The following is a 13,092-nucleotide window of genomic DNA, read 5'->3' as shown; positions in this document are numbered from 1 at the left end:
CGAGGCGCACCCCAATTAACCATGTGATATTCTGAAAGTTGAGAATCAACGGAATCTCAGGCGGTGGTTATGCGTTTCTTGAAGGATATCGACTTTTCATTTGGATGCAAAAATGTCGGGCGAATTGCTGCCGCTCTGACATTTCTCGTTGTGGCCGCAAACACGGCCGAGCTTCATGCCGACGACGAGTCCGTTCCGTGGACGCATGCGATTTCCATGCATGGCACGCCCGCTCTTGGTCCAGATGATCCCTTCCCCTATGCCAATCCCGATGCACCGAAAGGGGGAACGATTACCTTGGGTGTTCAAGGAACATTCGACAGCCTGAATTCTTTCATCGTGCAAGGAGGCTGGACCTCGGCTCGTGGGATGCGTGAGCGTCAGTTTGGCAACAATATTCTGGAAAGTCTGCTTGTTCGATCCTATGCGGAGCCTTTTTCACTTTATGGTCTCGTTGCTCAGCGGGTTCGGATGCCAGACAGCCGGGAATGGATCGAGTTTGAACTCAATCCCGATGCGAAGTTTTCCGATGGCAGCCAGGTCACTGTCGATGACATTTTATTCTCGCTCGAGATTATAAGAGACAAAGGACGCCCGCCCTACCGGAACTGGTATGCTGCGATCAAAGAGAAGCAGGTCACCGCCCCAAACCGACTTAAGCTGGTCTTTGAAAACGGAGACAACCGTGAACTTCCGCTTCTGATTGCGCTCGCTCCAATCTTTTCGAAAAAGAACACCGACGCAGAGAATTTCGATAAATCGTCATTGAACCCACCTGTTGGATCCGGTCCATACAAATTCAAGACTATCGAACCGGGTCGTTTGGTCGTTTACGAGAAAAATCCGGATTACTGGGCAAAAGACCTGCCGGTCAAAGCCGGGTTCGACAACTTCGACGAGATTCGCATCGAGTATTTCCGCGACGAGACAACGTTGCAGGAAGCATTCAAAAAAGGCCTGGTCCAGGCTTTGCAATTTCGAGATCCTGCGCGGTGGGCGACCGGCTTTGATTTTCCAGCCGCCAAGAACGGTGACGTCGTCAAGCTTGAAATTCCACGCGGTGTTCCAGCCCCCATGCAGGGAATTGCCTTCAACACGCGTCGTGAACAGTTTTCCGATCGTACTGTGCGCAAAGCCCTCAGAATGCTCTTCGATTTCGAGTGGGTAAATCGAAACCTGTATTATGGTCTCTACAAGAGAACGGCTGGATATTGGGATAACTCCGAGCTTTCGTCGATTGGAAGGCCTGCGAGCGACCGGGAGCGTGAGCTGCTGGCACCATTTCCGGACGCCGTTGATCCGGAAGTCATGGAAGGAACCTGGCGACCGGCAGATGCCGATGGATCGGGGCGTGATCGAAAGGTTCTGCGGGCGGCTTTGGCGGAATTCGCCAAGGCGGGATACAGCCTTAAGGATCGGAAGCTCGTCAACGAGAAAACAGGCAATCCGCTTTCTTTCGAGATCCTTGCGAAGAACGAAGATGAAGAAAAACTGGCGCTTGCCTATATCCGCACGCTCGAACTGCTCGGAATAGACGCTTCGGTACGCAGCGTGGACCCATCTCAATTTGAAGACCGAAGAACCAAACGTGATTTCGACATGGTGTTTAACACCTGGTATGCGTCCCTTTCCCCCGGAGCTGAACAATATGGTCGTTGGTCTTCAAAAGCTGCCGAGACCGAAGGTTCCTTTAATTTCGTGGGAGCGAGAGAGCCTGCAATCGATGCACTGATCGACGAACTGGTTGGTGCTCGTAGCCGCGAGAACTTCGTGGATGCAGTGCGTGCATTTGATCGCGTTCTCATTTCCGGAGCCTATGCAGTTCCCCTTTATCACGTCTCGGCAGACTGGGTCGCGCATTGGAAGCAAGTGGTTCCACCTCAAACTCATTCTCTTTATGGGCACGAATTCGACACCTGGTGGTCGGCGGACGCCCAGTAGTCGGACCAATGGACGAAAGAAAACATGAAAGCCACGCTTGAGAGCCTCACGCAGGAATATCATGAAAGCGGAGTTTGGTCCGATGTACCGCTTGATGAGTTGTTCCGCCGGACGGCGGCTGAACACCCCGATCGTCTGGCACTGGTTGATGCGTCTGATCGTGTGAACTGGACTGGAGGCACTCCGCGTCAGCTGAGCTATGCAGACGCTGACAAGGAGATTGATCGCCTTGCCGCATTCTTCAGCACCGTTGGACTGTCTTCTGACCACGTGATCGGCATTCAGGCGCCGAACACCGTCGATACAGTCATCGCGGTGCTTGCAGCCTTGCGCGCCGGCCTGATCATTTCGCCCCTTCCCTTGCATTGGCGTCAGAAGAACGTTCTAGAGGCGTTGAATTCCATTGGAGCCAAAGGCTTTATTGCAGCGGACCGTGTCGAAACAAGAGATGTGGGATCGGCTGCAAGAGATGTCGCCGCCGACCTCTTTTCTCTTCGTTTTGTTTTTGGGCTGGGCAAAGACATTCCTGACGGATTGATTGAACTGGCTCCCATGCTGGCGGAGATGGGCAACGACTTGCAGTTCACGCCTGCGGAAAGACCGGACCCGGCGGACCATACGGCAACGATATGCTGGAGCAGAAGCGGTGAAGAAAACGTTCCTGTCAGCCGCTGCCACAATCACTGGATCTCTGCGGCGCAGATGATTGTTCAGGAAGCTCATATCAAGGAAGGTAGCTCCATTGTTGCCCCCTACTCGCTGAGTGGATTGACAGGCTTGGGTGCCGGTCTCGTTCCATGTCTCCTCACAGGGGGCACACTCCATCTCCATCATCCGACTTCGCTAGCAAATCTTGCCGCTCACGCAAACGAAGTAAGTGCCGACGTTGTCATCACGCCGGGGCCTTTGGCGCAGACGCTTGATAGAAAGCTTGAAAGCTCCGATACCACGATCCTTGCAGCTTGGAACATTTCCGCACCACACCCGTCCACCTTCGTGGCCAGACGTCGTCTGGTAGACGTGCATGTTGCAGATGAATTCGCGCTACTGGCAAAAGCGAGAGGGCCTTCCGCAAAAATGAAGGCAACTTCTCTGGGAAAGCATAGCGGGCCGAATGGGTGCGAGAGCGGGCCAGCCCTTCTGGAAATCGCAGTGACGGATGAAGTTGAAGAACAGATTCCGACCCTGCTAGTGAAAGGTCCAATGGTGCCGGATATTGGCTGGCGCACGATCAATGGCGATCAGCGCCGTGTTCGCTGGGAAGGCACCGGTTTTCTGAATACCAACATCAAGGTTGAGCTGGTAGAGGACGGGATTTCCGGCTTTGGTATTCCGGGTCTTTATGCCCTCGGCACTGGTAACCTGGAAACTGTCGACGTTATCTACGCCAGCTACCCCGGTATCCGGGAAGCAGCTGCTTTCGTAGTCGAAGACCCGATCCTTGGTGCCAGAATGTATGCCGCACTAGTCCCTGATGCAGGCAATGTGCCGGATGCCGGTTCCTTTTTTGCCTATCTCGATGCAGAGGGCGTTGATCTCGCCAAAATCCCCCATCGGGTCCTGATCTTGCAGTCATTGCCGAGGAACCCTGATGGGACAATCTGCCGTGAACGCCTCACAATGCGTACACAGCGGATGCCGGCAGCAGTGGCATAAGTCGTGACCCAAACGGGAAAAGAGCATGGATGTTGAAACATCGCTCTCTTGGCGAGGGCCATATTGGTATGCAGGAAGACGCCCCAGACGGAGCGGCAATGCTGATGCGCCTGAAGATCTGGACATTTCGCTGGTAAACATGTTCGAACGCGGCAGCGTGTTGCCAACGGCTTTGCCGACAGCCGTAGTCGTTGACGTAGCAGCAATAGATGTTTCCCGTCTTGATGCTTTTTTTGATTGGTTGTGCCCTCAGGTCAGGGACTTGCCTTGCGACGTTCCCTTTTACGTTCTGACAGGAAGCAAAGACGAATTACCGGAGATCACGCAGACTACCGCAATAATCGACCGGGTGGTTCCTGATGATGTGTTGCTGATGCTGATCTGCATTCACCAGCGTGCTCTTTTGCGATCAGAAGAAGCTCAACTCCGCCGACGGATCTTTGGTCGTATTCCCGGGTTCGGATCAGCACCTCATCATTCCGGAACAAGCAGCTTGATGGTTGTTGGATTGAGTGACCGATACCTTGAATGGCAGGATGCCAGCGAGCAAAAGGTTGAGGTCGTTGGAGCATTTGACGGCAACATGGCTGTCGAATTCATGTCTCAACGCGCGTTCGATGCAGTTGTGATCGATGCGCCTTATGAAGACGCCATAGACTACATGCAGCAAATACGTAGAGACGCCAGATTCGCAGGTCTGCCGGTTTTGGCTGTTTGTGAGCACGAAGAAGACTCTGTTTTGCTGTTTCGCAATGGTGCATCCGATGTACTGGTTGGTGAAAATCGGCGAGAAACGCTCACTGCTCGTCTCGTTTCGGCAATTCGTTTTGGCAAGCGACGTCGTTTGGCAGACAGGATACTTGCTGAAAGTCATGTTTGGCTACGCCAGCAAATCAATCACGGCGGGCTCGATGTGGAGCACTACACAAGCTATCTGGAAACCTGCAGCGATGCGCTGGCGGTGAAGGGGTTGGACCTATGGGAAATGCGTCTGCAACCTGAAAACTTCGGCTTGGAAGTCGACGCGTCCGATGATCTGGATGAAATCTACAGCACCCTGCTTTCCGTCGCTGATGCGACAAGCAGAGATGAAGATCTCGTGTGCCTGGTTCGTGGTTTGGGGCCGGTTGCAGTTTTGAAAAACGAAGCGGGAACTCAGCGCTTGCAAAAGCGGATCAACTCCATATTGAGCCATACGCAGCTTTAGCGGCAATTAGCCCTATTTACGCCCCGAATATGAGATTGGAATATTTCAAGAATTCAGTAGGGTCGAAATTCAACACTTCAGCAAACGGAATCTCAATGAGCGAAGCTTCTCCAATTACCGTCGATGTCGTTTCAGATGTCATGTGCCCCTGGTGCTTCATTGGCAAACGACGGTTGGAAGCCGCAATTATGTCCGTGCCCCAGCTGCCGGTTCAGGTCAGGTGGCATCCGTTCCAGCTGGATTCAACCCTTCCGAAGTCCGGTAAGGACCGCCAACAATACCTGAGCGACAAATTTGGTGGCCTGGAACGGGCGAGAGCCTTCTACAGCCAGATTGAGGCGGCGGGTCAGGAAGAAAAGATCGATTTTGCATTCGATGCCATAAAACTTTCTCCCAACACCTTGGACTGTCATCGCCTGATCCTCTGGTCCCGGTCAGACAACTTGCAGGATGAAGTCGTCGAGTTGCTGTTTCGCGCCTACTTTCTAAATGGTGAAGACCTGACCAAATCAGAGACACTGGTTCGTATTTCCGCTGAGGCGGGAATGCAGTCCGATCTGGTGGAGCAATTACTGGAAACCGAAACGGACCTGGACAAGGTAGAGGCGCAAATCGCAAAAGCGCAGGAGTCTGGTATTTCCGGTGTTCCTTGCTTCATCATCGATGGTCGTTTTGTTTTAGCCGGTGCCGAAAAAGCAGAGACCATTGCCGCGGCTTTGTTGCACGCGGAAGAAACACGTACCAATCCTGAAGCAGAGTTTTCCGGCTAAGTCATAACCAAATTTTCTATGAAAAAGCCCCGCGACTTGGCGGGGCTTTTTGCGTTTTCGGATCACAGCTTGAAAGCAAAGAAAGGGAAATCAACCACGAAGGATTGAGCGACCGGCGTAAGTGGCCTGAGGTCCAAGTTCCTCTTCGATGCGGATCAGCTGGTTGTATTTTGCGAGCCGGTCAGAACGAGCAAGAGATCCAGTTTTGATTTGGCCGCAATTGGTTGCAACTGCGAGGTCGGCAATGGTTGAATCTTCAGTTTCGCCGGAACGGTGCGACATCACTGCTGTGTATGCTGCCTTGTGAGCAGTTTCGACTGCATCAAGGGTTTCGGACAATGTGCCGATCTGGTTGACCTTGATCAGAATGGAGTTGGCCACACCCATATCAATGCCCTTGCGCAGGCGCTCCGAGTTGGTGACAAAAAGATCATCACCAACGAGTTGGCATTTGTTGCCGATCAGATCGGTCGTGGCTTTCCAACCATCCCAATCATCTTCAGCGAGTCCGTCTTCGATCGAGATGATCGGATAGCGGGATACCAGGTCGTCCAGATATTTCGCCATTTCTTCAGGAGCAAGGGATTTGCCCTCGCCTTCCAGGACATACTTGCCGTCCTTGAAAAACTCAGTGGATGCTGCATCCAGAGCGAGGAAGACATCATCACCCGGCTTGTAGCCTGCAGTTTCAATCGCCTTCATTACGAAACCGATTGCAGCGTCCGTAGACTCCAGGTTTGGTGCGAACCCACCTTCGTCACCGACATTCGTATTGTGGCCGGCGGCGTTCAATGCCTTTTTCAAAGTGTGGAAGATCTCAGATCCCATGCGGACCGCGTCGCTGAGAGACTCAGCGCCTACCGGCATGATCATGAATTCCTGGAAATCGATTGGGTTATCGGCATGCGCGCCGCCATTGATGATGTTCATCATCGGGACCGGCAACGTGCGCGCTGATGTTCCGCCGACATAGCGATAAAGCGGCAATCCTGATGCGTGTGCCGCAGCACGGGCTACGGCCAGTGAAACACCAAGAATTGCATTGGCGCCCAAGCGCGCTTTGTTACCCGTGCCATCCAGGTCGATCATTGCCTGGTCGATCTGCAGCTGGTCTTCAGCGTCGAGGCCGCCGATCGTTTCAAAGATCTCGCCGTTGACTGCGTCCACTGCCTGTTGCACGCCTTTGCCCATGAAACGGTCTCCGCCATCGCGGAGTTCCACAGCCTCGTGTGCGCCGGTAGAAGCACCAGACGGAACAGCAGCACGCCCGAAGGAGCCATCTTCCAGGAATACGTCAACTTCAACAGTCGGATTTCCGCGACTGTCAAAGATCTGACGGCCTACAACATCGATAATAGCGGTCATGGAAAGACTCCCTTGTCACATGGACCAGAACTTACATTAAGCCGGTGGAAGGTCCGGCTCGTTCAAAGGCCGCTGTAGCGACCTGATTTCGCGAGCAAAAGCTCAGCAAGAAAAAGCCGCACATGACATGCGGCTTTAAAATTAAACGGTTGCGCCAGCGGGTGCTTTGACGACCTCATCGAGCGCCTTCAACTGGCGTAACAACGCTTCCAGATCTTTCATGGGAACCATGTTCGGTCCGTCGGAAGGCGCACTGTCCGGGTCGGGGTGCGTTTCAATGAACAGGCCTGCGACACCAACAGCGACGGCCGCGCGTGCCAATACCGGCACCATTGTCCGATCCCCACCTGTGGAAGCTCCTTGTCCACCTGGCTGCTGTACCGAGTGCGTTGCGTCGAACACGACCGGAGCACCCGTTTGCGCCATGATGGGCAACGCACGCATATCACTTACAAGCGTGTTGTAGCCAAAGCTCGCGCCCCTTTCCGTAAGAAGTACATTCGGGTTACCTGAGCCGGTCACTTTTGCGAGAACATTTTTCATGTCCCAGGGTGCAAGGAATTGCCCCTTCTTTACATTCACCGTTTTGCCTGTTTGCGCAGCAGCGACAAGCAGGTCCGTTTGACGGCAGAGAAATGCCGGGATCTGCAAAATATCAACCACTTCCCCAACAGGAGCGCACTGGTCCGCCGCGTGAACATCGGTCACGACCGGCATGCCGAACCTTTCCTTGATCTCGGCAAAAATAGGCAGGGCCTCTTTCAGGCCGACACCACGTCCACCAGACAGTGAAGTTCTGTTGGCTTTGTCAAATGAGGATTTGTACACGGTCGCAATGCCGAGTTTGTCTGTAATTTCCTTGATCGCAGCCGCGCACTCAAGCGCATGTTGCCGGCTTTCAAGGGCACATGGCCCAGCCATGAGGCTGAACGCCGCACTATTGTTAAAAGTTACATTTCCAACAGTTACTTCGCGATTGGCCTGCGTCATCACTCACCATTTTCAGTTGGGCGTCATTACCGACAGAAATTTGCGTGTTCCATAGCGTCCTTTTGGTTTAACCGCAACATCAGTGGTCCGGAGAATTTGACCGCATTAAATCGATTTAATTCCGTTATGCCTCTATTTTGCCGAATATCACGTCAATCTTTTACTCGCAAAATTGCACATTCTTGCAACCGGCAAACAACGCCTTGTTCAGCTGGATGCAGGACTTTCGTACTTGGTAATAGAATTGAGAGGTCTTGCGGATAAGCTGATTGGATCTTCAACGGTTGTTTGTGTGACAGACGACAGGTGATATTAGAGTTCGAAAAAGAGATTAGTTGGAAGTATTCTTATGAATAAACCCATTCGGAAAGCCGTGTTACCCGTTGCGGGACTGGGTACGCGTTTTCTTCCGGCCACGAAGGCCGTACCCAAAGAAATGCTGACGATTGTTGATCGGCCCATTATCCAATATGTTGTCGATGAAGCGAGAGCAGCGGGCATTGAACATATTGTCTTTGTAACAGGTCGAAACAAACACGTTATCGAAGATCACTTCGACATGGCGTACGAGCTGGAAGACACCTTGAAGGCGCGGAACAAGGCAGCTGCGCTCGAGCTGCTGGAAAAGCATCGCCCGCAACCTGGTTCGACAAGTTTTACCCGGCAACAAGCACCATTGGGACTTGGTCATGCGATCTGGTGTGCTCGCGACATCATTGGTGACGAACCCTTTGCCATCTTGCTGCCTGATGTGATCATCAAGTCGAACGTGAGCTGCTTGAAGCAGATGGTCGATCTTTATGAGCAGACTGGTGGAAACATCATTGCCGTTGAAGAAGTTCCAGAAGATCAAACGCACCAATACGGGATTGTTGAACTAGCCGAAGAAATAAACAGCAATGCCAGCCGCATTTCCAACATGGTCGAAAAACCGGCGCCTGGTACCGCACCTTCCAATTTGATGATCACCGGTAGATACATTCTTCAACCAGAGATCTTTGAACTCTTGTCCAAGCAGGGCCAGGGAGCGGGAGGTGAAATCCAGCTGACCGACAGTATGCTCTCGTTGATGAAGGATCAGATGTTCTCGTCGGTCAAGTTCGAGGGACGCAGCTACGATTGCGGAAGCAAGTCCGGGTTCCTGAGTGCGAACATAGCCTTTGGCATGGATGACCCAAAACTTGCCGAAGACTTGATCCCCTTCATGCAGGAGATCATTCAAAAACCGATGGCGGCGGAATAGACCAGCACAATCGAATATCTCGTAGGCAACACCACATTATTGGCCGGGCACGTTTAGTGTCCGGCCTTTTTCGGTTGCAGAACAGGCTTTCACACTGTTTCTGTAGAACACGCGTTTCATGGTCAATCGCCAGCAAACTGCCGGAGGGCGCAATGCGATATGTCATTACAGATTACGATGAGGCGGAGTGCCGTCGTCTTACGGCTTTGGCCGCCTTGCTTGACCCCTACACCCTCCACACCCTTGAACAGGTCAATATTCAGCCTGATTGGCAGTGTCTGGAGATCGGAGCCGGTATTGGGACCGTTTCGCAATGGATTGCAGATCGACTGGAATGCGATGGCAACGTTCTGTGTACAGATCTGCAGACGAAATTCATCGACGAGATCGACCACCCGAATGTTCGAACGGAGAAACTGGACATCACGCTTTCACCGACCTACAGCGAGTGTTTTGATCTCGCAGTAGTCAGAACAGTGCATCAACACATGGCCGATCATGATTCGGCTGCCCGCAATTTGGCCAAGATGGTGCGTCCGGGCGGACATATTCTGTACATCGAACCCGACATACATCCCGCCTTCAGCGATGACCACCCCGTTTGGAAACGTCTCTGGCAGGCGCTTTTTCAATGGGGCGCTGGCCGAGATATCGACTACTTTACTGGAAGGAGAGTGCCAAAAAAACTTGCCGAAATCGGATTGGATGTAATTTCAGTCCGTGGTGAGACGGCTCTGTTCAACGGTCGGGACACCGGCGACCCCGCACATGCCGTGTATCGAATGACATTTGATATCGTGCTGCCGGATCTCGTCGAGCAGGGATATCTGTCTAAGGCTGACCGGGAGGAAGTTGATACGCTTCTCGATAATCCAAACGCCTGGCTGATGAGCTTCTGTTTTTTCGCCACCCATGCCCGCAAGCCAAGTACCAGCGACGTCTGAGGAGACACCACCTTCATCCTCTCAAAATCTGTTCGGCTTGTTTGGGCCGTCAGGCCACTTGCAAAGTCACCAGCGCACTGATCTGTGACGGCTCGCGTGGCGTATAGTGATCGGGATCGAAAGAGGAGGAACCGATCATGGCGTGGACTCGTTTCGGGAAACTTCTGTTTACAGCAAGTTTGGCAGGTTTTCTCAGTACAGGCCTTGCAAAGGCCGGTGACAATCTGGACAGCGATGCGTTCCAGTCCGTCATAAAGAACCAGATGAGTGCCTTTGCTTCAGGGAATGCCGAGAGAGCGTTTTCGTATGCCACGAAGTCACTTCAACAGCGCTTTCAAAATCCGGAAATTTTCATGCAAATGGTGCGCCAGGGGTATCAGCCTGTCTACCGTCCCAAAATGGTCACCTTTGGCACTGCCAAGGTGACAAGTTATGGGCCAACTCAAGAAGTTTTTGTCACGGGTCCAAAGGGCAAAAACTGGCTCGCCCTTTACAGCTTCGAACAACAAGCGGATGGAAGTTGGCGAATTTCCGGGTGTTACCTGAGGAAATTCGACGGCATTTCTGCTTGAGAAGTGGAACAATCCAGAAGAGTTGGGTCAAAGTTCCGGTATATCGCCGCGTGCCCAGTCCTCCTTGGTTTTTGCATAGAAGTCCTCAAACCGGCTTTCTTCGATAGCGTCGCGCATTCCCTGCATGAGTTGCTGATAGTAGGCAATGTTATTCCAGGTCAGCAGCATACCGGCTAGTCCTTCGCCTGCTCGCACCAGGTGGTGCAGGTAAGCTCGGCTGTAAGTGCTCGCTGCAGGACTATCACTTCCTTCGTCCAGTGGGCGTGGATCGTCCTGGTGACGGGCGTTTTTGAGATTTACCTTGCCGAAGCGGGTATAGGCGAGACCATGCCGGCCAGCACGGGTTGGCATGACGCAATCGAATTGATCGATCCCGCGCTTCACGCTTTCAAGCAGGTCGTCTGGTGTGCCGACGCCCATGAGATATCTGGGTTTATCCGTTGGCATGACCGGGGTTGTGATATCAAGCATCTTCAACATCACTTCCTGTGGCTCACCAACTGCGAGACCGCCAACCGAATATCCTTCGAAGGGCAATTTGCCGAGTTCTTCAGCTGACCGGATGCGCAAGTCAGGCTGATCGCCTCCCTGAACGATCCCATAAAGCCCCTGCCCTTTTCCAGGCCCTCCCATCAGCTCGAACTGCGTCCGGGAACGTTCCGCCCATCGCAGAGACAGTTCCATCGCCCGTTGTACTTCCTCTTTGGGGCTTGGCAGTTTGATGCATTCATCCAGCTGCATCTGGATGTCCGAACCGAGAAGTCCCTGAATTTCAACTGACCGTTCTGGCGTCAGGTGGTACTTTCGCCCGTCAATATGACTTTGAAAGCGGACACCTTCTTCATCCAGTTTTCTGAGTTGTGCCAGAGACATGACCTGGAAACCGCCACTGTCTGTCAGGATCGTGTGCGGCCAGTTCATGAACTTGTGCAATCCGCCAAGTCGATCAACGCGTTCGGCGGTTGGACGAAGCATCAGATGGTAGGTGTTGCCGAGCACGACATCTGCACCTGTTTGGCGGACCTGTTCGGGATACATCGCCTTTACAGTTGCCTGCGTGCCCACCGGCATAAAGGCCGGCGTGCGCACCACGCCATGCGGTGTCGTGATTTCGCCACGCCGTGCCATACCGTCGGTGGCAATAAGCTTGAAACCAAATTTTTGTGTGTTGTCCGACATGGATTTTCCTTAGATCGCACCTTTTTGCGGGAACAAAAGCGATGCATCTCCATAGCTGTAAAAACGGTATTCGCTCGATATGGCGTGTTGATATGCACTCTTCATGGTCTCCAGACCTGAAAACGCGGAAACCAACATGAACAATGTTGAACGCGGCAGATGAAAATTGGTCATGAGGGCGTCAATCGCCTTGAACCTGTAGCCGGGCGTAATGAAGATTGAAGTTTCATCTGCGAATGGAGCAATAGCTCCAGTTTTCTGCGCAGAGCTTTCAAGTATCCGCAGTGACGTGGTGCCAACACTGACAACCTTGTTGCCTCTCGCTTTGACCGCCAATAACGCCTCAGCTGTTTCTTCGGACACCTCGCCCCATTCGGCATGCATCTTGTGGTCGTCCGTATCGTCTGCCTTTACCGGCAGGAAAGTTCCGGCGCCGACATGCAGCGTCACGCGGTGCTGTTCGATCCCTCTGTCCGTCAGGCTGTCGAGAAGGTCATCCGTAAAGTGCAATCCAGCAGTGGGCGCGGCGACGGCGCCGTCCTTTTCGGCAAAGATTGTCTGATAGTCCTTGCGGTCCTGTTCGTCCTCTCCGCGCTTCTGCGCAATGTAGGGCGGCAAAGGAATGTGACCGACAGATGCGATCGCAACATCGAGATCAGGGCCAGACTTATCAAACGCAAGGAGCACTTCGCCTCCGTCGGATTTTCTGACAACTCTGGCAGTCAGGCTCGCAACTTCATTTGAAAAAACGACGACATCGTCAACTTGGAGTTTCTTGGCTGGCCTCACGAATGAAAGCCACTGATCCGGTGCGGAACGCAGGTGCAACGTTGCGCTGACACCAGCGACTGCGTCACCTCGAATTCGTTTTCCCTCGAGCTGAGCAGGAATGACCTTCGTGTCGTTGAAGACAAGCGCATCTCCCGGTTCGAGAAGATCCGGCAGGTTTCTAACGCCCATGTCTTGCAGGATGTCTTCCCCATCCGGGCTGACGACAAGCATGCGCGCAGCGTCTCGAGGCCTCGCTGGTCTGAGCGCAATTCTTTCATTCGGTAGCTCGAAGTCAAATTGATCCACACGCATGGCGTAGCAGTCTAATCCGTTTCAAAATTGGGGGCCGCCGGCAAGACGCACTTTCTAACTGATGTGCCTGAAACCGGTTGCGCAGTCAGCGGCTCATATCGGGCGAGGAATGACAGGTCAACTCTTCACGCGGCAATTATTG

11 protein-coding genes are annotated in these 13,092 nt (G+C 53.0%); 7 read left to right on the top strand and 4 right to left on the bottom strand.

The features are described from left to right. The first annotated feature begins 69 nt into the window (after positions 1-69). From ABLO27_RS05290 to ABLO27_RS05275, 4 genes are read left to right on the top strand one after another with little or no spacing between them, the layout of a single operon-like run. Positions 70-1,941 (top strand): extracellular solute-binding protein, encoded by a 1,872-nt coding sequence (locus tag ABLO27_RS05290; RefSeq protein ID WP_417714741.1) that lies wholly within the window; start codon positions 70-72, stop codon positions 1,939-1,941. 24 nt (positions 1,942-1,965) lie between these two features. Further along, positions 1,966-3,597, top strand: coding sequence for a class I adenylate-forming enzyme family protein (locus ABLO27_RS05285; RefSeq protein ID WP_353031021.1), 1,632 nt, complete (start codon positions 1,966-1,968; stop codon positions 3,595-3,597). Between the two features lie 25 nt (positions 3,598-3,622). Beyond that, positions 3,623-4,804 (top strand): hypothetical protein, encoded by a 1,182-nt coding sequence (locus ABLO27_RS05280; protein ID WP_353031019.1) that lies wholly within the window; start codon positions 3,623-3,625, stop codon positions 4,802-4,804. Beyond that, positions 4,699-5,574 carry a DsbA family oxidoreductase gene (locus ABLO27_RS05275; protein ID WP_353031018.1) on the top strand — a complete coding sequence of 292 codons (876 nt, stop codon included), beginning with the start codon at positions 4,699-4,701 and terminating at the stop codon, positions 5,572-5,574. The genes ABLO27_RS05280 and ABLO27_RS05275 overlap by 106 nt, the downstream gene beginning before the upstream one ends. Before the next feature lie 90 nt (positions 5,575-5,664). On the opposite strand, the gene eno is transcribed toward ABLO27_RS05275, so the two are convergent. Both eno and kdsA read right to left on the bottom strand, forming a co-directional pair. Next, positions 5,665-6,939 (bottom strand): phosphopyruvate hydratase, encoded by a 1,275-nt coding sequence (gene eno / locus ABLO27_RS05270; RefSeq protein ID WP_353031016.1) that lies wholly within the window; start codon positions 6,937-6,939, stop codon positions 5,665-5,667. 141 nt (positions 6,940-7,080) lie between these two features. Further along, on the bottom strand, positions 7,081-7,929 hold the full coding sequence (gene kdsA / locus ABLO27_RS05265; protein ID WP_353031014.1) for a 3-deoxy-8-phosphooctulonate synthase: 849 nt from the start codon (positions 7,927-7,929) through the stop codon (positions 7,081-7,083). Positions 7,930-8,278: 349 nt separating this feature from the next. On the opposite strand from kdsA, the gene galU reads away from it, so the two are divergent. The 3 genes from galU to ABLO27_RS05250 all read left to right on the top strand — a co-directional run bounded on the left by galU (position 8,279) and on the right by ABLO27_RS05250 (position 10,688). Beyond that, the gene (galU, locus tag ABLO27_RS05260) at positions 8,279-9,172 is read left to right on the top strand and encodes a UTP--glucose-1-phosphate uridylyltransferase GalU (protein ID WP_353031012.1); all 894 of its coding nucleotides are present in this window, start codon (positions 8,279-8,281) and stop codon (positions 9,170-9,172) included. A 152-nt stretch (positions 9,173-9,324) separates the two neighbouring features. Further along, positions 9,325-10,116: a methyltransferase gene (locus ABLO27_RS05255; protein WP_353031010.1), complete on the top strand. Its 792-nt coding sequence runs from the start codon at positions 9,325-9,327 to the stop codon at positions 10,114-10,116. A gap of 137 nt (positions 10,117-10,253) precedes the next feature. Further along, the gene (locus tag ABLO27_RS05250) at positions 10,254-10,688 is read left to right on the top strand and encodes a DUF4864 domain-containing protein (RefSeq protein WP_353031008.1); all 435 of its coding nucleotides are present in this window, start codon (positions 10,254-10,256) and stop codon (positions 10,686-10,688) included. 27 nt (positions 10,689-10,715) lie between these two features. Here the strand turns inward: ABLO27_RS05250 and tgt are convergent, their stop codons facing one another. Both tgt and queA read right to left on the bottom strand, forming a co-directional pair. Next, a complete protein-coding gene (gene tgt / locus ABLO27_RS05245) occupies positions 10,716-11,867 on the bottom strand; it encodes a tRNA guanosine(34) transglycosylase Tgt (protein ID WP_353031006.1) in 1,152 nt (383 codons plus the stop codon). A 9-nt stretch (positions 11,868-11,876) separates the two neighbouring features. Beyond that, on the bottom strand, positions 11,877-12,950 hold the full coding sequence (queA, locus tag ABLO27_RS05240) for a tRNA preQ1(34) S-adenosylmethionine ribosyltransferase-isomerase QueA (RefSeq protein ID WP_353031004.1): 1,074 nt from the start codon (positions 12,948-12,950) through the stop codon (positions 11,877-11,879). Between the last annotated feature and the right edge of the window lie 142 nt (positions 12,951-13,092).

It is taken from the genome of Roseibium sp. SCP15, assembly GCF_040329435.1.
Classification (GTDB): Bacteria; Pseudomonadota; Alphaproteobacteria; order Rhizobiales; family Stappiaceae; genus Roseibium.
Note: the sequence above shows the minus strand (reverse complement) of the source record. Positions and strands in the feature narration are given on the sequence as shown.

Bases quoted from the DNA above. Each gene is read 5' to 3' on its own strand.
- ABLO27_RS05290 (WP_417714741.1), top strand. From the start codon at position 70: ATGCGTTTCTTGAAGGATATCGACTTTTCATTTGGATGCAAAAATGTC.
- ABLO27_RS05285 (WP_353031021.1), top strand. From the start codon at position 1,966: ATGAAAGCCACGCTTGAGAGCCTCACGCAGGAATATCATGAAAGCGGA.
- ABLO27_RS05280 (WP_353031019.1), top strand. From the start codon at position 3,623: ATGGATGTTGAAACATCGCTCTCTTGGCGAGGGCCATATTGGTATGCA.
- eno (WP_353031016.1), bottom strand. From the start codon at position 6,939: ATGACCGCTATTATCGATGTTGTAGGCCGTCAGATCTTTGACAGTCGC.
- kdsA (WP_353031014.1), bottom strand. From the start codon at position 7,929: ATGACGCAGGCCAATCGCGAAGTAACTGTTGGAAATGTAACTTTTAAC.
- galU (WP_353031012.1), top strand. From the start codon at position 8,279: ATGAATAAACCCATTCGGAAAGCCGTGTTACCCGTTGCGGGACTGGGT.
- ABLO27_RS05255 (WP_353031010.1), top strand. From the start codon at position 9,325: ATGCGATATGTCATTACAGATTACGATGAGGCGGAGTGCCGTCGTCTT.
- ABLO27_RS05250 (WP_353031008.1), top strand. From the start codon at position 10,254: ATGGCGTGGACTCGTTTCGGGAAACTTCTGTTTACAGCAAGTTTGGCA.
- tgt (WP_353031006.1), bottom strand. From the start codon at position 11,867: ATGTCGGACAACACACAAAAATTTGGTTTCAAGCTTATTGCCACCGAC.
- queA (WP_353031004.1), bottom strand. From the start codon at position 12,950: ATGCGTGTGGATCAATTTGACTTCGAGCTACCGAATGAAAGAATTGCG.